The sequence below is a fragment of the uncultured Endozoicomonas sp. genome, from assembly GCF_947495845.1.
Lineage (GTDB): Bacteria > Pseudomonadota > Gammaproteobacteria > Pseudomonadales > Endozoicomonadaceae > Endozoicomonas.
The window spans coordinates 1-18,261 of sequence record NZ_CANMAO010000035.1; the positions used below are offsets into that span (position 1 = coordinate 1).

At 48.5% G+C, this 18,261-nt stretch carries 19 protein-coding genes; 9 read left to right on the forward strand and 10 right to left on the reverse strand.

Going from position 1 to position 18,261, the window contains the following annotated elements; translation table 11 throughout:
- On the forward strand, positions 1 to 514 hold a 514-nt coding region (locus Q1B11_RS17505; protein WP_299734802.1), incomplete at its 5' end, for a hypothetical protein.
- Positions 515 to 541: 27 nt separating this feature from the next.
- On the opposite strand, the gene xerC is transcribed toward Q1B11_RS17505, so the two are convergent.
- The 5 genes from xerC to Q1B11_RS17530 all read right to left on the reverse strand — a co-directional run bounded on the left by xerC (position 542) and on the right by Q1B11_RS17530 (position 4,700).
- Positions 542 to 1,471 (reverse strand): tyrosine recombinase XerC, encoded by a 930-nt coding sequence (gene xerC, locus Q1B11_RS17510; RefSeq protein WP_299734804.1) that lies wholly within the window; start codon positions 1,469 to 1,471, stop codon positions 542 to 544.
- A gap of 10 nt (positions 1,472 to 1,481) precedes the next feature.
- Complete coding sequence (locus tag Q1B11_RS17515) at positions 1,482 to 2,186, reverse strand: DUF484 family protein (protein WP_299734806.1); 705 nt, start codon at positions 2,184 to 2,186, stop codon at positions 1,482 to 1,484.
- Between the two features lie 27 nt (positions 2,187 to 2,213).
- Positions 2,214 to 3,044, reverse strand: a complete 831-nt coding sequence (gene dapF, locus Q1B11_RS17520) for a diaminopimelate epimerase (protein WP_299734808.1) — start codon at positions 3,042 to 3,044, stop codon at positions 2,214 to 2,216.
- A gap of 204 nt (positions 3,045 to 3,248) precedes the next feature.
- Complete coding sequence (gene lysA, locus Q1B11_RS17525) at positions 3,249 to 4,541, reverse strand: diaminopimelate decarboxylase (protein WP_299734809.1); 1,293 nt, start codon at positions 4,539 to 4,541, stop codon at positions 3,249 to 3,251.
- 33 nt (positions 4,542 to 4,574) lie between these two features.
- Complete coding sequence (locus Q1B11_RS17530; RefSeq protein ID WP_157673461.1) at positions 4,575 to 4,700, reverse strand: lipoprotein; 126 nt, start codon at positions 4,698 to 4,700, stop codon at positions 4,575 to 4,577.
- Between the two features lie 162 nt (positions 4,701 to 4,862).
- Here Q1B11_RS17530 and cyaY point away from each other — a divergent pair, with 162 nt between their 5' ends.
- Both cyaY and Q1B11_RS17540 read left to right on the forward strand, forming a co-directional pair.
- Positions 4,863 to 5,198, forward strand: coding sequence for an iron donor protein CyaY (gene cyaY, locus Q1B11_RS17535; protein WP_299734810.1), 336 nt, complete (start codon positions 4,863 to 4,865; stop codon positions 5,196 to 5,198).
- A gap of 182 nt (positions 5,199 to 5,380) precedes the next feature.
- Complete coding sequence (locus Q1B11_RS17540) at positions 5,381 to 5,854, forward strand: DUF29 domain-containing protein (protein ID WP_299734811.1); 474 nt, start codon at positions 5,381 to 5,383, stop codon at positions 5,852 to 5,854.
- A gap of 65 nt (positions 5,855 to 5,919) precedes the next feature.
- On the opposite strand, the gene Q1B11_RS17545 is transcribed toward Q1B11_RS17540, so the two are convergent.
- The 3 genes from Q1B11_RS17545 to gpmI form a co-directional block, all read right to left on the reverse strand.
- Positions 5,920 to 6,897: a porin gene (locus Q1B11_RS17545; RefSeq protein WP_299734812.1), complete on the reverse strand. Its 978-nt coding sequence runs from the start codon at positions 6,895 to 6,897 to the stop codon at positions 5,920 to 5,922.
- 697 nt (positions 6,898 to 7,594) lie between these two features.
- Positions 7,595 to 8,290, reverse strand: coding sequence for a thiaminase II (tenA, locus tag Q1B11_RS17550; RefSeq protein ID WP_299734813.1), 696 nt, complete (start codon positions 8,288 to 8,290; stop codon positions 7,595 to 7,597).
- An 87-nt stretch (positions 8,291 to 8,377) separates the two neighbouring features.
- Positions 8,378 to 9,907, reverse strand: a complete 1,530-nt coding sequence (gpmI, locus tag Q1B11_RS17555; RefSeq protein WP_299734814.1) for a 2,3-bisphosphoglycerate-independent phosphoglycerate mutase — start codon at positions 9,905 to 9,907, stop codon at positions 8,378 to 8,380.
- A gap of 314 nt (positions 9,908 to 10,221) precedes the next feature.
- Between gpmI and Q1B11_RS17560 the strand changes: the two genes are divergently transcribed.
- Positions 10,222 to 10,638 carry a rhodanese-like domain-containing protein gene (locus Q1B11_RS17560; protein ID WP_299734815.1) on the forward strand — a complete coding sequence of 139 codons (417 nt, stop codon included), beginning with the start codon at positions 10,222 to 10,224 and terminating at the stop codon, positions 10,636 to 10,638.
- Between the two features lie 125 nt (positions 10,639 to 10,763).
- Complete coding sequence (gene secB / locus Q1B11_RS17565; protein ID WP_299734865.1) at positions 10,764 to 11,264, forward strand: protein-export chaperone SecB; 501 nt, start codon at positions 10,764 to 10,766, stop codon at positions 11,262 to 11,264.
- 81 nt (positions 11,265 to 11,345) lie between these two features.
- Here the strand turns inward: secB and trmL are convergent, their stop codons facing one another.
- Complete coding sequence (gene trmL / locus Q1B11_RS17570; RefSeq protein WP_299734817.1) at positions 11,346 to 11,810, reverse strand: tRNA (uridine(34)/cytosine(34)/5-carboxymethylaminomethyluridine(34)-2'-O)-methyltransferase TrmL; 465 nt, start codon at positions 11,808 to 11,810, stop codon at positions 11,346 to 11,348.
- A gap of 322 nt (positions 11,811 to 12,132) precedes the next feature.
- Here trmL and Q1B11_RS17575 point away from each other — a divergent pair, with 322 nt between their 5' ends.
- Both Q1B11_RS17575 and Q1B11_RS17580 read left to right on the forward strand, forming a co-directional pair.
- Positions 12,133 to 12,717, forward strand: coding sequence for a TetR/AcrR family transcriptional regulator (locus tag Q1B11_RS17575; protein ID WP_299734819.1), 585 nt, complete (start codon positions 12,133 to 12,135; stop codon positions 12,715 to 12,717).
- Between the two features lie 55 nt (positions 12,718 to 12,772).
- Entirely contained in the window at positions 12,773 to 13,801 is a 1,029-nt protein-coding gene (locus Q1B11_RS17580; RefSeq protein WP_299734821.1) for an NADP-dependent oxidoreductase, read from the forward strand.
- A 68-nt stretch (positions 13,802 to 13,869) separates the two neighbouring features.
- Here Q1B11_RS17580 and Q1B11_RS17585 read toward each other — a convergent pair whose 3' ends face one another.
- A complete protein-coding gene (locus Q1B11_RS17585) occupies positions 13,870 to 14,001 on the reverse strand; it encodes a hypothetical protein (RefSeq protein WP_281180425.1) in 132 nt (43 codons plus the stop codon).
- A gap of 751 nt (positions 14,002 to 14,752) precedes the next feature.
- On the opposite strand from Q1B11_RS17585, the gene Q1B11_RS17590 reads away from it, so the two are divergent.
- A complete protein-coding gene (locus Q1B11_RS17590; protein ID WP_299734822.1) occupies positions 14,753 to 15,310 on the forward strand; it encodes a hypothetical protein in 558 nt (185 codons plus the stop codon).
- A gap of 320 nt (positions 15,311 to 15,630) precedes the next feature.
- Positions 15,631 to 18,141: a TcfC E-set like domain-containing protein gene (locus Q1B11_RS17595; protein WP_299734824.1), complete on the forward strand. Its 2,511-nt coding sequence runs from the start codon at positions 15,631 to 15,633 to the stop codon at positions 18,139 to 18,141.
- Positions 18,142 to 18,261 lie beyond the last annotated feature (120 nt).

Here is an 18,261-nt window from a genome sequence, read left to right on the forward strand (position 1 = left end):
ATTGTGCGGGCTGTGTTTTTCTACCTCCTCTGTACATCTTGCAGCTGTGAGGCTTCAGGAAAGAGCGGGAATTGCTGTGCTAAAAGCCCTTTTTGAAAAACAGTTGAAAAATTCTATCCCTGCTTGCATTAACAACCTGGGAGAAAGTGACGGTCTAGATAATTTCAATATCCTTCCGGGAGAGCGTATGTTTATATCCATTGCACTCAATGTTGATAAGCGTACATTATCGATACGCAGTCAGCACTGTTCATCCCTGAGGAATTTCCTTCCCAAATTAAGCAGCGAAGGCTATTACTATCAGCTAACCGGTTTGGTATCCCAAAGTTTGGGAGAGAAAAATGAAAAATTCTGTCTAAAATATTGCATCGGGATGAAAGCTCCCAATGTGACTATTGAATGTGACAATGCGACATCGAATTTAACAGGCTTAATCTCTGACTTCTTTAATCAACACAAACCACCTGTAAGCGGCATATCAATAACAGTCAGCAGTGAGGCAATGAACCATTAATCAAATCTATCGAATTAGTCCATCCGACTATTTCTTCTTAGCCCTTGGATGCGCCTTATCGTAAACCGCTGCCAAATGTTGAAAATCCAAATGGGTATAGATCTGGGTAGTTGAGATATCGCTGTGGCCCAACAACTCCTGAACCGCCCGTAAATCACCGCTGGACTCCAGTAAGTGACTGGCAAAGGAGTGCCGGAGCATATGGGGATGAACACTGACCGGCATTCCCGCTTCCCGGGCAAACTGTTGGATTCGATTTTGAATCTGTCGTGTACTGATCCGCTTCCCAGGCTTAGACAGAAAGACCGCTTCACCGCTATCTGCCGTCAATAAAAGAGGGCGACAGGCAAGCCAACGTTCCAGCGCTGCCCGGGCTTTGGAACCAACAGGCACCACACGTTCTTTACTGCGTTTACCGATTACTCGAACCTGACTAAAGCCGCTGGAAAAGCTATCCAGATTCAAAGCGGTCAACTCTGCAAGCCGCAGGCCGGAAGAGTAGAAAAGCTCCAGAATCGCCAGATCCCGACATTTTAATGGATCGTTATCTGATTGCCCTGCCAAATCATCCAACAGCTGGCCGACCTGATCTGCATCCAACGTAATGGGTAATGGTTTGCCCATTTTCGGAGCCCGCAATAATTGTGCAGGATTATTCGCTACTTCACCACGGGATAGCAAAAACTGATAAAAACGACGAAGTGATGATATCAAACGTTGCAAACTGCGGCTGGAAAGCCCTTCGCCGTGCCAGAGTCCTAACCAGTTTTTCAGCTGTCGCTCCTGAATCTGTTGCCAGCTTGAAACATCATCCAACACCATTTGCTTCATCACTCGGGTTAAATCCCGCTGATAGGCTGAAATAGTGTGTGGAGAATGTTGTTTTTCATGGCGCAGATAATTGATGAATGCATCCACCTGCGGCTGGAAGGCACTGCAATCCAAAGGCTCTTTCATAAAAGGCAAGTCATGAACGCATATGCCGGGCAAGCACTCTGCTGAGCACATCACCAAGGTAAGAAATAAAAACAGTTCCCATACCTGCTTTGAAGTGTTCTTTGTCACTGCTGCCCAAAGCAAGAATGCCAAGCTGTGGAGGATCAATCAGGGAGTAATTCAATGGGATGATCGCAACCGAACCCACTTTTTCCGATTGTTCCTGAAAAAGAAAATCCATCTCTGCAGGCGTCACCTGACCACTCACCGCTTTACCACTGGACAATAACGAACCCAAAGCCATATTGGCGACATCGTTATGCTCAATACGTACGGGTAAACTCATTGGCTTATCGCTGAACAGCATGAGAGAGTGAAACTCAATGCCAAACTCATGGTTCAGGCTGTCACTGATGGTATCTATCAGTTGTTCAAGGTCTTTACTTTCCAACAATGACAACACCAGCAGACGCATCTTTTCAAACAGCTGCTCATTTTCTTTGGCATTTTCTGAGAGCCGATTCAACTGATAACGATAGTCCAGCGCCCGTTCCCGCAGCAGGGCAACCTGCCGTTCCACCAGCGAGATAGTGTCGCCGCGTTTATGGGGAAGGGTTAACTCCAACAAAAGGTCATCTCGATCAACAAAGAAGTCAGGATGCGCCTGTAAATAGTCGGCGACCTGTCTGGCCGTTAAGGCTTGCGTTTCCCTTGCTTCCACAATCTCTTCTGTCATCGTTTCAAGCCTTTTGGTTTCAAGCTTTTATAACCGGGTATACCCTTCGTACACTCGGGTTGCCGGACCAGTCATCATAACCGGACTGCTCTCCCCCGCCCAGTAGATGGACAGCGACCCACCGGGCAAATTCACTTTCACATGAGCATCCAGAAGCCCACGTAATCGCCCCGCAACCACCGCTGCACAGGCGCCGGTACCACAAGCCATGGTTTCACCAACGCCTCGTTCAAACACTCGCAGGTTAATTTCTTCCCGGCTGACAATCTGCATAAAGCCCGCGTTGCATTTTCTCGGGAAGTCCGGGTGCGCTTCAATTAATGGCCCCCATTTTTCTACCGGTGCGGTTTGGGTGTCATCAACCACATAAACGCAATGGGGATTCCCCATAGAAACGGCAGACATTTCAATAATGTCATCATCAACTTCCATCAGGTAAGTCTCCTCACGTTCATCGGCAGTATAGGGAATCTGCTCCGGCTCCAGCCGTGGCAAGCCCATATCCACCGTGACGTCGCCGTTATCTTCGATAGTCAGCTCAATGTTGCCACCGGCGGTCTGCACGCGAATGAGGTCCCGACCAATCAGCCTTTTATCACGCACAAACTTGGCAAAGCAGCGGGCACCATTGCCGCACTGCTCTACTTCACTGCCATCGGCATTGAAAATCCGATAGCGAAAATCCATATCCGGATTCGTTGGCGGCTCCACCAGCAACAGTTGATCAAACCCCACGCCAAAACGACGATCAGCCAGACGGCGTATTTTCTCAGGCGGCAGGCGAACATTCTGGGCGACCATATCGATCACCATAAAATCGTTGCCCAGACCGTGCATTTTCGTAAAGTGGAGCAGCATATCAACCGTTCATTTTATCTTATGGATAACGTTTTTATGTTATCCGGTAGGTCGGTAATTCTGAAAGAATGGCCGACTCTGTTGTTAGATTGTCGGCAATTCTTTCAGAATTACCGACCTACGATCTTATTAGTGTCGTTTTCCGTGAAAAGAGTTTTGCCGGGCTTTTACGGTTAACGGACAACGGCAAACGGAATACGTTGTTCAAGCTTCCGGCAAAAGACGCTCTGAAGCAAACTGCTCTTCAATGGTCTCTCGCTGACGAACCACATAAGCCTGATCACCATCCACCATAATCTCGGCAGCCCGGTTCCGGGAGTTGTAATTGGAACTCATCACAAAACCATAGGCACCGGCAGAATACACCGCCAGCAAATCACCTTCGAGTACGGAGAGCGGGCGATCTTTACCAAGAAAATCACCACTTTCGCAGACAGGGCCAACCACATCGTATTGATGGTTTTCTACGTCAGGTCGCTCAATCGTATTCACAATGGTGTGCCACGCGCTGTAGATAGATGGGCGGAGAAGATCGTTCATCGCGGCATCCACAATGGCAAACTTTTTCTCAGCGGCCGGTTTAATCAGCTCAACGCGAGTTAGCATAATGCCAGCCTGGGCGGCGATGGATCGGCCCGGCTCAACCATCAGCGTTAAATCGCCATAGCCTCGTTGCACCAAGTGCTCTTTCACCGTCACCAGATAATCCGATGGGGAAGGAATGGTTTCATCCTGGTACTGAATGCCCAACCCGCCGCCAATATCCAAATGCTTCAGCGTGATGCCTTTGGTTTTCAGTTTGTCCATCAACATCAACAAACGATCCAGCGCATCAATAAACGGTTCGGTGGTCGTCAGCTGAGAACCGATATGGCAATCCACACCGACAATCTCAATATGACTCAGCTCTGCCGCACGGGCATACACATCTGGCGCCCGATCAATATCAATACCAAACTTATTGTCTTTCAAACCGGTGGAGATGTAAGGGTGCGTCTGGGCATCCACATCCGGGTTCACCCGCAGGGAGATACGAGCCACTTTGTTCATGCTCAGGGCTTCTTCCTGAATACGCTCAAGCTCCTGCTCCGATTCAATATTGAAACAGTGAACACCCACCTCAAGCGCACGGCGAATCTCATGACGCTGCTTAGCGACGCCGGAAAAGACCACTTTCCCAGCATCACCGCCGGCAGCAATCACTCGTTCCAGCTCACCAACAGAAACAATATCAAAACCGGCACCCTGCCTTGCCAGCACATTTAGCACTGCAAGGTTACTGTTGGCTTTGACGGCAAAACAAATCAGATGCGGCCAATCCGCCATGGCCTGATGATACGCTTGAAAATTGGTTTCCAGCGCTCTGCGGGAATAGACAAACAACGGCGTGCCAAACTGCTCCGCCAGCTGTTTCACCGGCAGCTTTTCAGCATACAGCTCATTATGATGCTTATTATTACTGCTTTCTGTCGATGACTGAAAAGTGAACCACTCCATAAGGTATCTATTCCCCGTGATTATTATAAAAGTTTACCCGGGAAGCTGAACGGCAGCTTCGCTGGTTGCCTGAGATGTTTTCGGCAGGTAGAGATCTCCTTTCTGTCCACAACCGGCCAGAAATAGAACCATAAAGGTAGCAGCAGCAAACAATCTCATCACACAGTCCTTTCCATATGAATAGCAAGCGGACAGTATAACTGTCCTGCCCATCATGCCTCTAGTTCTAAATGCTATCCGCGGCACCTGTCTCAGGTTAAAATCGACCCTGTTCTTACACATTTTTGCCATTTAGTTGCTATTTACTGCTGGAATCATCCGATGAACGAAAGCCAATACACCGAACTGCTGGACGGCCTGATGCTGGCCATTGAAGACGCCATCGATGATTCCGGGCTGGACATCGATTATGAAAACTCCGCAGGCATCATGACGCTAACCTGCCCGGATAACAGCAAAATCATTCTCAGTCGCCAAACACCACTGTTGCAACTTTGGATGGCAGCACGCAGCGGTGGCTTCCATTTTGACTACCACGTTGAAGAAGGTGCAGAACAAGGTGATTGGTTGCTGGATGGCAAAGGCGAATCATTTTTGGTGATGCTCAACCGTTGCCTGAGCGAACAATCTGGTGAGCCAGTCAACTTAACCCTTTAAATTCTTTGCTAAAAACACGGCAGACATAATTCAATCTTCTATACTCCAGTCCTGCTGTAGCACTTAATGTTGCAGCGATGGGCTCTGTCAACGTGATAACAATAATACCTAACCCACGTCTGTTATCTCTCTTTCACTACTACTAATAACAACTCTTGCAGCGTCATGGGGTCACCACCGATATGAGCAACCTGCATCAAACGGACTTTTATCAATGGACCCGGGAACAGGTCGAACTGCTTCGGCGTAACCAGTTTCGCCGGCTTGATCTACAAAATCTGATCGAGGCTGTAGACGACCTTGGTCGTGGACAACTGGAGCAGTTGGAATGCCATCTCACCCGAATACTGGTGCTGTTGCTGAAATGGCAGATACGCGCCTTTCGGGAAGATTTACGCACTATGCACCGCTGGTACCAAAGCTGGTTTATGGTGATTGAGTATGGGTTAAAAAAGGAGCGGACAGCAATTAGCCAGTTGCTAATGAAAAATCCAAGTCTGTTTAAATTGCTGGAAGAGTCGGTTCTGGAGTGCTATCCCATTGCCTGTCAGGATGCTTCCAAGGAGTTGGAAATTCCTGAGGAAGAGTTCCCGGATACAAATCCGTGGTCGTTGGAACAGATTATTCGTGATGATTTTCCGGGTAAGGGGGAATAATAAAAAAACGGATAGCTTTCGCTGTCCGTTTTTAGGTATAGATGTTCTGGAGTTAGAACAGTCTATTAGAAGGTGTAGCCAGCTTTCAGGAATACGCGAGTTTCGTCTTCCTGAGTGTTTTTAATTTCAACTTCTGGCATATTGTAGGCAACGTCCACACCAACAAAGGTGTTGCTGCTCATTTGTAAGAAGCCCGCTACGTTGATTTGCTTGTAAGACTTTTCTTTGTTGTCATGATCAAGTTCACCGTAACCAGTAGACAAAGTCAGAGTGTTGAAAGTGCTGGCAGCAGAAATATAGTAACCATCTTGCTCTTCAGATTTATTTGGAGCAATGAAGTCTTCTGCCTTCCAAACGTTTGCACCCAACTGAACAGCACCCAGATCGATGTTACCAGATACCGTGGTAACGGAGTCTTTTTCACCTTTGATCATGGCAGTTTCAGTTGCAGACTCTTTCTCTTCGTAACCGGCGTATACATTAAACATATCGCCTTCGAAGCCAACATAGCCGTTGTAACCTTTACGCTTCAGCTCGTTTTTCTTTTTATCTTCGTCAGTTTCGAAGTAAGAAACACCGTAAGCAAAGCCAGAAACACCACCTTGGAACTTAACAACGTCAAACTGGTCAGAAGCATCTGGAGCGCTCATGCCGAATTCGTATGTCATGTCGCCAGCACCGTCAACTGCGTCAAGTGCCGTATCGTTTTCCAGACCATAAGACAGAGTACCGAAGCCGAAATCGTAACCAATCCATGCTTTGTCCAGGTCGGATACTACGTCTTCGTCCATACCTGCGCCGTACTCGGCTTTGATATCAACTTCTACGTAACCTACGATACCACCGTTTTTGTAGCTGGTTTCCAGCTGCAGAACAGTTGCGCCGTCAGTTTTGAATTTTTGATCAGCATTGTCGTTGTAATACCCACCAACAGTCGCTTCACCACCAATGGTGAACTGATCAGCCGACAGTGGTTTGATTTCAGCCATTGCCTGGCCAGCGAATACGGAAGCGACTACCGCTGCGAGAATTGTCTTCTGCATGTCTCTACTCCTGAACATTTTGTGTGATGTGTTGTGTTTAGTGCGTTGTCTTTCTTCTTGTGCATGGATTGCGGTGAATGGCAATCACGATGCGGACAACTTGTTGGCTTCGATTATTCAAGAGTATTTGCACTGCGGTCACATCACTAAAACAGATTTGTGTATTCGCTTTTTAGATACAGCGAGATAACCAATGTCTTCTTATTTACTGCTATTTTTTACTCAAAACCAGAAAAAACCTTACAAAATAAGCAGAATAACGCCTTTATAGCGCCATAACGCAAAGAAATGAACGATCAGCGCAAATACGTGTTTACCGCAACAAACAAACTCAAACAGTTTCTACCAAGAATGAATCTTTCATTCTTTTGACGCACATCAAAATTTGCGTATCTTGTTATTGCATTATTGCCGAAGCCCTTTTAGCGCAACGCTAACAAGCTTTGTGAATCTATTCACATATAAGTAGCTAACCACCTGAAATCATATTTTCTGACTTATTGATCAGGCTCTCTGACTGCGTTGCAACTCTGGTCACATAGCTCGCTATGCTCCCGCCGTTGCGCCTTGCAGAAAACCTGGTCAATAAGCCAGAAATATTCGATTCCAAATGGCCAACTACTTACTGTGAACTCGTCGTATAAGAAATCCCTCATTTCCGTCTTTTACAGAAATGAGGCACAGGCAGTGGGAGAAATCAGAAAGAACAATCCAACCCCATCTGCCAGAATCCGATTTCCAGCCGGGTTGCTTCACGGAAGATTTGAGCCAGTGAATCCATACGACCAGGGTTGTATCGAGTGGTTGCCAGCTGATCCAGCTTTTCGATCTGGGCTTTAGCGCCTTCTTGAAACTCTTCGCCGCCGTAGGTTTCGATCCACTTCCAATAAGGGTTGCCTTCGCGGAGGGTGTTGGGATCATTTTTCAGGCGGAAGCCAATTTCTGCGTAACCCACAGCACAAGGGGACAACGCCATATAAAGATCAAGAATATCCCCTGCCATACCTCGTTCCAGCACATAACGGGTGTAGGCCATATTAGAGCGCGCTTCTGGAAGACTGATGACGTCTTGTTCAGATAAACCCCATTCACGGCAATAGTCCAGATGAAGTGTCATTTCACTAAGAATGCCATCGACGGATTTGGAAGCGAAGCGCATCTCTTCCAGATTATCCGCCTTATAAACCGCAAGGGAATACGCTCTGGCAAAGTGAATCAAGAACAGATAATCCTGCTGCAGATAGTGACGAAAACACGTTTCAGGCAACGTGCCATCCGCCAGCCCTTGAACAAACGGGTGATGGGTGTAATCGTGCCAGTCTTGCTGGCAAGTGGCTTTCATTTGCCCATAAAGCGTATCGGCTTCGGCAAAAAGAGGAGTGTTTGCGCTCATCACAGAATGTCCGGAACGGTTGGTGAGCGCATATCATACAGAGGAAGGCGTAGGTCGGTAACCCGAAGGGTTGCCGACCTAACGGTGTTATTTTACCAGCACAGAGTGACCAGTCATTTCTGCAGGTTGTTCCAGCCCCATCAAATCCAGCAGTGTTGGTGCCAGATCCGACAAAATGCCATTCTTCAACTGCACTTGCTGCGGGCCAAAGTAGATTAACGGCACCAGCTCGGTAGTGTGAGCAGTATGCGCCTGACCGGTAGAAGCATCCTGCATTTGTTCAGCATTACCGTGATCCGCAGTAATCAGACACTGACCGCCGACTTCATCCAGCGCTGCCACCACACGACCAATGCTTTCGTCAACGGCCTGCACCGCTTTCACGGCCGCATCAAAATCACCGGTATGACCAACCATGTCGCAGTTGGCGAAGTTACAGATAATCAGATCGTGAGCACCACTGCGAATTTCTTCAACCAGACGATCAGTGACTTCCGGCGCACTCATTTCTGGCTGCATATCGTAAGTCGCAACTTTTGGAGACGCCACCAGCACACGCTTTTCACCTTCGTACGGTTCTTCACGACCACCGCTGAAGAAGAAGGTGACGTGAGCATACTTTTCAGTTTCTGCGATACGAAGCTGGGTTTTACCCAGTTTCTCCATGTACTCACCAATGGTGTTCACAAGATCGCTGGGTGGGTACGCACAAGGGGCGTCAATGTCCGCCGCGTATTGCGTCAGCATCACAAAACCCGCCAGTGCAGGAGTGCGATCACGGGGGAAGCCATCAAAATCTTTTTGAACAAATGCTCGGGTGATTTCCCGGGCACGGTCAGCACGGAAGTTCATAAATACCAGCGCATCGCCATCGTTGAGGGTGACGGAGCCGCCAGTGGCCGTGGCTTTAACGAACTCATCGTTTTCATCACGCTCGTAAGCCGCCTTCAAACCTTCAACGGCATTCGCTGCCGTAAATTCTGCTTTGCCATCGTTAATCAAATCGTAAGCCTGCTGCACACGATCCCAACGGTTGTCACGGTCCATGGCAAAATAACGACCAATCAGGCTGGCAACACGACCAATGCCTTTTTCTTTCAGCAACTTGTCCAGCGCAGCCAATGAGGATTCGGCGCTGCGTGGTGGCGTATCACGACCATCCAGAAACGCATGAACGTAGACTTCTTTCGCACCACGGCGAGCGGCCAGTTCAACCATCGCGTGAATATGATCTTCATGACTGTGCACACCACCGGGAGAGAGCAGTCCCATCAGATGAACCGCTTTACCGGCGGATACCGCTTTATCCACAACGGAAACGAGCACTTCGTTATCGAAGAAGTCGCCATCTTTAATGGCTTTGGTGATGCGCGTTAGTTCCTGATAAACCACACGGCCAGCGCCAAGGTTCATGTGCCCAACTTCACTATTCCCCATCTGACCATCTGGCAGGCCTACGTCCATTCCGGAACCAGACACCAGACTGTGCGGACGCTCATTCCATAGCTTTTCCAGCACCGGTGTTTTTGCTGCGTGAATCGCGTTGCTGTCAGTTTCTTCACGATGGCCAAAGCCATCCATAATAATCAGGGCGGTAGGGGTACGTTTTTCAGTCATGGATCTAAACCTTGGCGAATATGTACGTAGAGTAGAATGGAATGCTTCGCATTCTACCGGCTTCGTCGCCGGTTTCCAGTGAATTGGCAGTGATTGCAAACTATCACACAGGGATACGAAAACCGCTGAAACCTTGTGTGGATATGTGCTTTTTGCTGAAATCTTGTGAGCTGCACTTTGATCTGTACATAGCTACGATCCATTCTAGTGCCAAAGTGACTTTTTAGCCTGCCAAGCCACCCTTTCCCTTACTTTCCTGCCAGCAGATCAGTATACTGCTGCGTTTTCATTATTCAGACTGACAGCTTGTCCAAATGGAACAATTCATTGAGTTTGTAATCAATCATCCACTGCACGTGGGTGCACTGGCGGCACTGGTTGGCGCACTGGCCTTCACAGAAATGCGCAAAGGCGGGCAGAGCGTTTCGACTGCCGAGCTCACCGGCCTGGTAAATAGGGACTTGGGCGTAGTGTTGGACGTTCGCGAAAAAGCCGATTTTGCCAAGGGCCATATTGTGAACGCCATCAACATTCCGTTCACCAAAATCAAGGAACGGGCCTCAGAGCTGGACAAATACCGTGAGCAAACCATCATTGTGGTGGATGCTATGGGTCAGCACAGCGGCAGTGTCGTAAAAGAACTGAAAGCGGCCGGCTTTACTCAGGTTGTGCGCTTAAGTGGTGGCATGAACTCCTGGACTTCAGACAGCCTGCCAGTGGTTAAGAAATAAGCAAAAGAAAACACTGGCTGGACAATCTGGATAGCCCGATTCACAATGCTTGAGTCGCATGTGGCCAACCATTTGAGATCACAAGATTTCACGGTTGGCTGCTTATGATTATCAAAATTAAGGAAATGACAATGGCTGAGAATCAGCAGCAGGCCTCGCAGCCGCAGGCGCCACAGTTTGCACTGCAGCGTATTTATGTGAAAGACATCTCTTTTGAATCGCCAAAAGCGCCAGAGATCTTCCAGAAGCAGTGGCAGCCAGAAGTCAAACTGGACCTGAGCACCAGCAACCGTCCGCTGGAAGAAGGTTTGTTCGAAGTGGTTCTATCCCTGACAGTGACTGTTGAGAATGGTCCTGAAGGCAGCAAAGAAACTGCATTCGTAACTGAAGTACAACAGGCAGGTGTTTTCCTGGCCAAAGGTCTGTCCGAAGACGAACAGCACCGCACTCTGGGCGCTTTCTGTCCGAACATTCTGTTCCCATACGCTCGTGAAGCCATCGACAACCTGGTACTGCGCGGCAGCTTCCCTCCGCTCATGCTGGCACCCGTAAACTTCGACGCTCTGTACATGCAAGCTCGTGAACAGCAGGCGCAGCAACAGCCAGAAGCCGAAGCGGTGAATTAAAAAGCGTAAGCCGTTTTCCGTTAGCCGTTTTCCGTAAAGCAATACACGGACAGCGGACAACGGAGAACGGACAACAAAAAATTATCGACCTCCGGCAAACCCTATCTGCCGCCAGGCTTCGTAGACAACCACGGCGACGGTATTGGACAGATTCAAGCTCCGACTCTCCGGCAACATCGGCAACCGCAGCACCTGCTCTCTCGGTAAAGACTCCAAAATATCCGCAGGCAAGCCTCGGGTCTCCGGGCCAAATATCAACGCATCGCCTTCTTTGAAATCACAATCACTGTAATTACTGGTGCCTTTTGTGCTCAAGGCAAGCACTCGACCGGGATGCACGCTCTCAAGAAACGCATCAAAACTGGCGTGAATTTTCAGCTCTGCAAACTCGTGATAATCCAACCCGGCGCGCTTTAATCGTTGATCATCCAGCTCAAACCCCAACGGCTCAATCAAATGCAAACGAAAACCGGTATTCGCACAAAGGCGGATAATATTGCCGGTGTTCGGTGGGATCTCCGGCTGATAAAGCACGACATCAAGCATGAGTCATCATCGCTGCTGAAAAACGCAATCATAGAACAATCCCCAACAACGTTTAACTATTCCTGTATTTTTTCGATCACAACGTGTTTCCATGCTTTGGGTGTCGCAAAAGATCATTAAAAGCAGATGTCGTAAGTCGGTAACCCAAAGGGTTGCCGACAATCAGCACCTACAGGCCTTCGAGATGTCGGTAATTCTTACAGAATTACCGACAGGTTTGGCGATAACGTTCTTCGTTGAAAGGACGACGTCCTGAAGGTTCTCAAATTCGATTTGAAACAACCACTAGACGACCGGTCTAATTTTAATTATAGTGCGCTGCATGACAGTAAAAACCGAAACCACAAAACAGCACATACTGAACACCGGCTACGAACTCATTCTCAGCAAAGGATTCAGTGCCATGGGCCTTGCCGAACTTTTGAAAACGGCAGAAGTACCCAAAGGCTCGTTCTACCACTACTTCAATTCAAAAGAGCATTTTGGTGAAGCGGTGATTGCAGATTACTTTTCCAACTACGTTGAACTGCTGGATACATTGTTTGTACAAACGCCAGGCTCCGGGCTTGAACGATTGATGAATTACTTCGAGCGCTGGCTGGAATTTGAAAATGGCCGCTGCAAAGCCCACAAATGCCTGATCGTAAAACTGGGTGCCGAAGTTTCCGACCTGTCTGACACCATGAGAGAAGAATTACTGAAAGGTGCAGAACTGATTACTGCAGCCATCGCTCAGTGCATCGAACTCGGTATTAAAGATGGATCAATCGATTCGCAAAATAGCCTTAGCTCAGCACACACGCTTTACCATTTGTGGCTTGGCGCAACCCTGATGAGCAAGCTGACCCAAAGCCTTGAGCCATTACAATCGGCGTTAAACGCCACACGTTCTCTACTGAAAAAATAAAACCAATAGCAACAACAACACCGAACTGACTACCCTGTCATTCCGAGGAGAAACCATGTCACAAGCACAGAATCGCCGTTTCGTTTTGGCCTCACGCCCACAAGGTGCGCCTACTCCTGAAAACTTTCGCCTGGAAACCGCAGAGATTCCTCAACCTGGTGCCGGCGAAGTACTGCTGAAAACGATTTACCTGTCCCTCGATCCGTACATGCGTGGCCGTATGAATGATGCGAAATCCTATGCCGACCCTGTGGCCATTGACGAAGTGATGGTGGGCGGTACCGTCGCCAAAGTGGTTGAATCCAACCTTGAGGGTTTTGCGGCTGGTGACTGGGTATTGTCGTTTACCGGCTGGCAGGATTACGGCATTTCTGACGGTGAAGGCTTACTCAACCTTGGTCAATCGCCAACCATGCCTTCTTACGCTCTCGGCATTATGGGCATGCCAGGCTTTACTGCTTATATGGGACTGTTGGATATTGGCGAACCAAAATCGGGCGAAACGGTTGTCGTTGCTGCAGCAACAGGCCCTGTGGGTGCAACGGTTGGGCAAATCGCCAAACTGAAAGGCTGTAAGGTGATCGGTATTGCCGGTGGCGATGAAAAATGCAGCTATGCCAAAGAAGTTCTGGGTTTTGATGCCTGCATTGATCATAAAGCAGACGACTTTGCCGCTCAGCTTAACGCCGCCTGTGACAATGGCATCGACGTGTATTTCGAAAACGTCGGCGGTAAGGTATTTGATGCCGTTATGCCACTGCTGAATACCAGCGCACGGGTTCCGGTCTGCGGCTTGATCTCACAATATAACGCAACATCCCTGCCAGAAGGGCCGGATCGCATGTCCATGCTTATGGGCATGTTACTGGTGAAGCGCATCAAAATGCAGGGCTTTATTATCTTTGATGACTACGCTGATCGTTACCCTGAGTTTGCTCAGGATATGACCACATGGCTAACAGAAGGTAAAATCAAATATAAAGAGCATCTGGTAGAAGGCTTTGAGAATACACCGGAAGCATTTATTGGCCTTCTCGAAGGAAAGAACTTTGGCAAGCTGGTGATCAAAGTTAACGACGACTGATTTTTGACGTCACCATAAAAAAGCCGCCGTTTCATTTCTGAAGCGGCGGCTTTTTAGTATCCAGCGATTTAGCTTAACGCTGTATGGGTAAACCCAAGAATCATCACCAGTGTTAAAAACAGGGTTAAATGATTACCCGCACAGCCATAGCGGGTTTGCTCTTGATCGTTACGATTTTCGTTATAGGGGGACAGATCCATTGTCTTCAGCCTCAAATCAAAAATGCCTACAAAGAGTGCTCGTTTCATCAGTCTTCTAACTACTTAAGAATAGTGACCGGAATACTCTTTCTATAATGGATGCTATGAATGGTTTCTCAGGAGGATGATCGGTCATCAACCTGTAAAAGTGCGAATGCGGCTGCATAGGTTAATGAATGACTGGTGCTCACATCAACATTGAACACATTGTTTCAACAGTCTCGCCTTCTTCACCAATAAAAAACGATGCGTCGAAACCATTGAATGCATGAGCACTCATTTTGCGAATAAACATACTGAGGTAGCGTTGCGCTATAGGCATTCGCCACAGTGAAGGTATATTTCGTGACTCAAATCACAAAAAAGCTTGAGTATTATTCCGGAATGTTGAAAAATTTAAACTCGATATAAGATCTTGCCTGATCTTGACCTTCTGATTAATGAGTAACCAGAGTTCATCGTCAGGCATACTCTGAGCATTTGGGACTGTAGCGGTCTAGCTTTACTGGTTTAACAATAACAACGGTTAACAGGCTACAGAAACCATCGTGAAGGGGAAACATATACTATCGGGTAATGGTTACATGTGTTTTGTGTTCTGAGGGAGCAGTTTTGTGTGTCATTGCGTGAGAAGAAGCGGTTAAAGCCGCCAGATGTATCTGCTCCCAACAATTCACACGACTCAAAACCACGAACCCATGCCCACTTTTAACCACAACTTGCAGAAGATAACTGCATGGGGGCAATAAGAATGAAAACGTTTAAGACTTTGGCACTGGCGACTGCGGTTTCTGCGGGGTTGTTGGGGGCTTCTGGGGTGATGGCTGCGACTGATGGGCTACTCCAGCCTAATTCTTCTCAGGGAGAGTTTGATATCACTCTGGATCTTTCAACTGTCATTCAAATTAGCAAACTAAATGATATTCCGCTTACATACACAAATGGTGATGCTACTGGTGGAATGGATTTTTGTGTATATACAAACAACACCAACAGTAAGTATCAAATTACTGCCAGCGGTAGCTACAACGACGGCTCTGCCCAAACAGGATTCTCCCTCGGTAAGGGAGATGCAGACATAATTAATTATGATCTCCACTTTACTGACGCCATTTCCGTCGACAGCAATGTTCCAAAGTTGACCAGCGGTACTGTAAGTAACAATTCTGGAAGCGGCTGGCAAGGTTCCGGTACTCTTGACTGTGGCTCATCAGAAAATGCCTCCATATTTGTAAAAACAACGACAGACTTCAACTCATTTGATGGTAGCTATTCAAGCACTGTCACACTACTTGTCGAACCTGTCTAACCTGACTCGAGCTCGTTCCCACACTTTTATGCCCTTTGGGTACCGCGTGGGAATGCATACCACTCCCTCAGCAATCCCGCTGCTGGAGAAAAGAAAAAGCCAGGTAGGTCGGTAATCCTGCAAGGATTGCCGACAATAAAACCCGCAACCACCGCGTTGCATTTGATGTAAACGTCGGCAACCCTCCGGGTTACCGACCTACAAAAATAACCAACCCGAATAACCGGGGAATACCATTTAAAAGAAATACAGTGGCCTGAAAAGCCACAACAATTCAGGATTCATTCGCCCATATGCGTCGTTGGAAGTGCAACAAAAAAATGCTTTTCGCATTTGCTGCGTCTGCTTTCAGCCACACAGCGAATGCCGAAGCCCCCATATTTCTCGCTGCTACCACAGCACCTCCGGGTTTTGAGGCTCTGAGCGGTACCCAGCAATCTCTGGTGGATATCTATTTTGGTAACCGCTACCTCACTTCTCAGTTGGTCTCTTTCAGCCCCGGTGTTATTGAACTGGCAAACGCTGCGGAAGTGGTTCGGCTTATTGGCAACCTGAACGACCCAGCCTTAATTACCGATACGCTGAGTGGCGAATTGAATACCCATGCCGACGAAGTCTGCCTGAGTGACTTTGCCACTGATTGCGGCATTCTGGAAACACCGGTTGCCGGTGTGATTTTTGACGAATCCCGCTTCCGGATTGATGTATTCGTCAACCGTCGCTTTCAGCTGACCCGTGCGGCGGATGTGATGAAATACTTACCGCCATCGGATGCGGGTTTTGCCGTTATGCAGAACTTCTCTGCTGCCGTATCCGGCTCCAGCGCAGAAGGCAGCGACAACAGCTACACCCTGAACGGCCTTACCATGGCAGCGTTTCAGGAAAACAGCCTGTACTTCAGCTGGGATTATTCCGATACCAATCACTTCTCGGTAAACCAGCTTTATGGCCAGCGGGATTTTGAAGGTCAGGAATACAACATTGGTCTGCTATCCACCCGTGGTTTTGGTTTGAACCTGACCTCTGACCAACCCATGATCGGCGTGCGCATTAACAGCTCTGACAACACCCGGGAAGATTTAGACTTCTCTGGCGGCATGCCGGTAGAAGTATTCTTGCCAACCCGTGGTCGGGTAGAGATCCGTAAAGACGACCGCTTGATCAACAGCGCCTTTTACGAAGCTGGTGCTCAACAGCTGAATACCAGCAGCTTCCCCAGTGGCGCCTACGATATTGAAATCCGCATTCTGGATGAGAGCGGCAATGTGATCGCCACCGAAACCCGTTTCTTTGCCAAACAGAACCAGATTCCGCCCATGGGTGAGTGGCTGTACTTTGCCGAAACCGGTGAACTGGTGAACCGCACCAGCGATAAAGCCCTGCCTGAAACCACCAGTCAATGGCTGGCAAGAGCCGGTGTGAGCCGCCGGATCACCGATACGCTGGCCGCCACTGGCGCCGTGGCGGTGAATAATGATGAATCGCTGATGGAATTCGGCCTGTACCATTTTGGCTACCGCTATGAGATTTCGCCTTCAGTTATGCTGTCTGATGTTGGCAGTAAAGGCTTTACGTTGAACAGTCGGCTTAGCCTGGGTGATCTGTCGCTGTCTGGCAACTATCGTCGTTTATGGCACGACGAGCCTCTGGATAATGAAATTGACGATAATGAGAATCCAATTCCTGGCCTGTTTGGCAATGCCTTTGAGCAACATTCTCTATCAGCCTCCATGCCATTATTCGGGGGTAGCCTTGGGTACCGTTACAGCTTGAACCAGAGTTACAACGACAACAATGAAGAACAGGACCCAGCTCGCACCAACAGTCTGGATTATCGTCGCACGCTCTTCCGCACCTTTGATTACGATGGCGATGTATCCATCAGCCTCAGCAAATCGGGCGACAATGAAATTGGTCTGATCAGCTTCAGCTTCCGCTATCGGACTGATCACTGGAATTTCCGGGCAACCCCTCGGGCAGAAGTCCGCAAAAATGGCGTGACAACGAATCGTTCTGAACGTCTGCGTCTTTCTACGTCGTGGGACGATGGCAACCTACTGGACAGCGATCTGCGCGTTGATGCAGGCGTTGAAGGCGGCACCGGTGAAGAGCGGATGGACGGCAGTGTCCAGTTTGCCAACCACTATGGCCGCGCCAGTTTCAGCGCCAGCCACACTCGCACTGAAACCAACAACACCACCTCCTGGGGTGGCAGCATGAGCACCAGCTTTATTACTGACGGTAATGTGGTTGCCATTGGCGGTGAAGATCGTGCTGAAAGTGCATTAGTGGTCACCATTGCAGGACGTTCCGGCGATGTGTTCGATGTGAAAGTAAACGGTCAACGTCGTGGTTACGCCATTGTTGGCTCCCCATCCATCATTTCACTTTCACCGTTTGAGCAGTATCGTGTCAGCCTCAGTCCGGCTGGTGAAACGCTTTACAGTTTTGATGAGCGGGAAAAGTCCGTCACGCTTTATCCGGGCAATGTCGTTACTCTCGATTATGAAGCAATGCCCTTGCAGCTTCTTTTTGGACGACTATTGTTTAACGGTAAACCCTTGAATGGCGCTCGTATTAATGGAGGGCTTTACCCCGGAACCACAGACGACGTCGGTATATTTCAATTGGAAACCCGCGCCGATGTAGGTAATCTTCAGATCGAGATGGATAATGGCTGGATCTGCCCGCTCCCGGTCAAACCATTAGATAGTGGATATGTACTGCGGATGGGGAATATTGATCTGGCAAATGCTCAGTGTACGCCCCTACTTGAAGGGCAGCTGGCGATCACCAGGCGTGACGACCTTAACGAAGCTCAACCCGACTAACTAAGGCGTAAACCCCATGCCCGCCTAATGCTTTGTTGGTTTATATCCTCGCTCCTAAATTTTTTGACTTTTCTTGTAAGCACTCCTGTGGCTGGTTATAGCTGTCCGGGAGTTTCTTGG

Excerpts from the sequence above, each read along its gene's own strand:
- xerC (WP_299734804.1), bottom strand. The coding sequence starts at position 1,471 with ATGAAAGAGCCTTTGGATTGCAGTGCCTTCCAGCCGCAGGTGGATGCA.
- Q1B11_RS17515 (WP_299734806.1), bottom strand. The coding sequence starts at position 2,186 with ATGACAGAAGAGATTGTGGAAGCAAGGGAAACGCAAGCCTTAACGGCC.
- dapF (WP_299734808.1), bottom strand. The coding sequence starts at position 3,044 with ATGCTGCTCCACTTTACGAAAATGCACGGTCTGGGCAACGATTTTATG.
- lysA (WP_299734809.1), bottom strand. The coding sequence starts at position 4,541 with ATGGAGTGGTTCACTTTTCAGTCATCGACAGAAAGCAGTAATAATAAG.
- Q1B11_RS17530 (WP_157673461.1), bottom strand. The coding sequence starts at position 4,700 with ATGAGATTGTTTGCTGCTGCTACCTTTATGGTTCTATTTCTGGCCGGT.
- cyaY (WP_299734810.1), top strand. The coding sequence starts at position 4,863 with ATGAACGAAAGCCAATACACCGAACTGCTGGACGGCCTGATGCTGGCC.
- Q1B11_RS17540 (WP_299734811.1), top strand. The coding sequence starts at position 5,381 with ATGAGCAACCTGCATCAAACGGACTTTTATCAATGGACCCGGGAACAG.
- Q1B11_RS17545 (WP_299734812.1), bottom strand. The coding sequence starts at position 6,897 with ATGCAGAAGACAATTCTCGCAGCGGTAGTCGCTTCCGTATTCGCTGGC.
- tenA (WP_299734813.1), bottom strand. The coding sequence starts at position 8,290 with ATGAGCGCAAACACTCCTCTTTTTGCCGAAGCCGATACGCTTTATGGG.
- gpmI (WP_299734814.1), bottom strand. The coding sequence starts at position 9,907 with ATGACTGAAAAACGTACCCCTACCGCCCTGATTATTATGGATGGCTTT.
- Q1B11_RS17560 (WP_299734815.1), top strand. The coding sequence starts at position 10,222 with ATGGAACAATTCATTGAGTTTGTAATCAATCATCCACTGCACGTGGGT.
- secB (WP_299734865.1), top strand. The coding sequence starts at position 10,764 with ATGACAATGGCTGAGAATCAGCAGCAGGCCTCGCAGCCGCAGGCGCCA.
- trmL (WP_299734817.1), bottom strand. The coding sequence starts at position 11,810 with ATGCTTGATGTCGTGCTTTATCAGCCGGAGATCCCACCGAACACCGGC.
- Q1B11_RS17575 (WP_299734819.1), top strand. The coding sequence starts at position 12,133 with ATGACAGTAAAAACCGAAACCACAAAACAGCACATACTGAACACCGGC.
- Q1B11_RS17580 (WP_299734821.1), top strand. The coding sequence starts at position 12,773 with ATGTCACAAGCACAGAATCGCCGTTTCGTTTTGGCCTCACGCCCACAA.
- Q1B11_RS17585 (WP_281180425.1), bottom strand. The coding sequence starts at position 14,001 with ATGGATCTGTCCCCCTATAACGAAAATCGTAACGATCAAGAGCAAACC.
- Q1B11_RS17590 (WP_299734822.1), top strand. The coding sequence starts at position 14,753 with ATGAAAACGTTTAAGACTTTGGCACTGGCGACTGCGGTTTCTGCGGGG.
- Q1B11_RS17595 (WP_299734824.1), top strand. The coding sequence starts at position 15,631 with ATGCTTTTCGCATTTGCTGCGTCTGCTTTCAGCCACACAGCGAATGCC.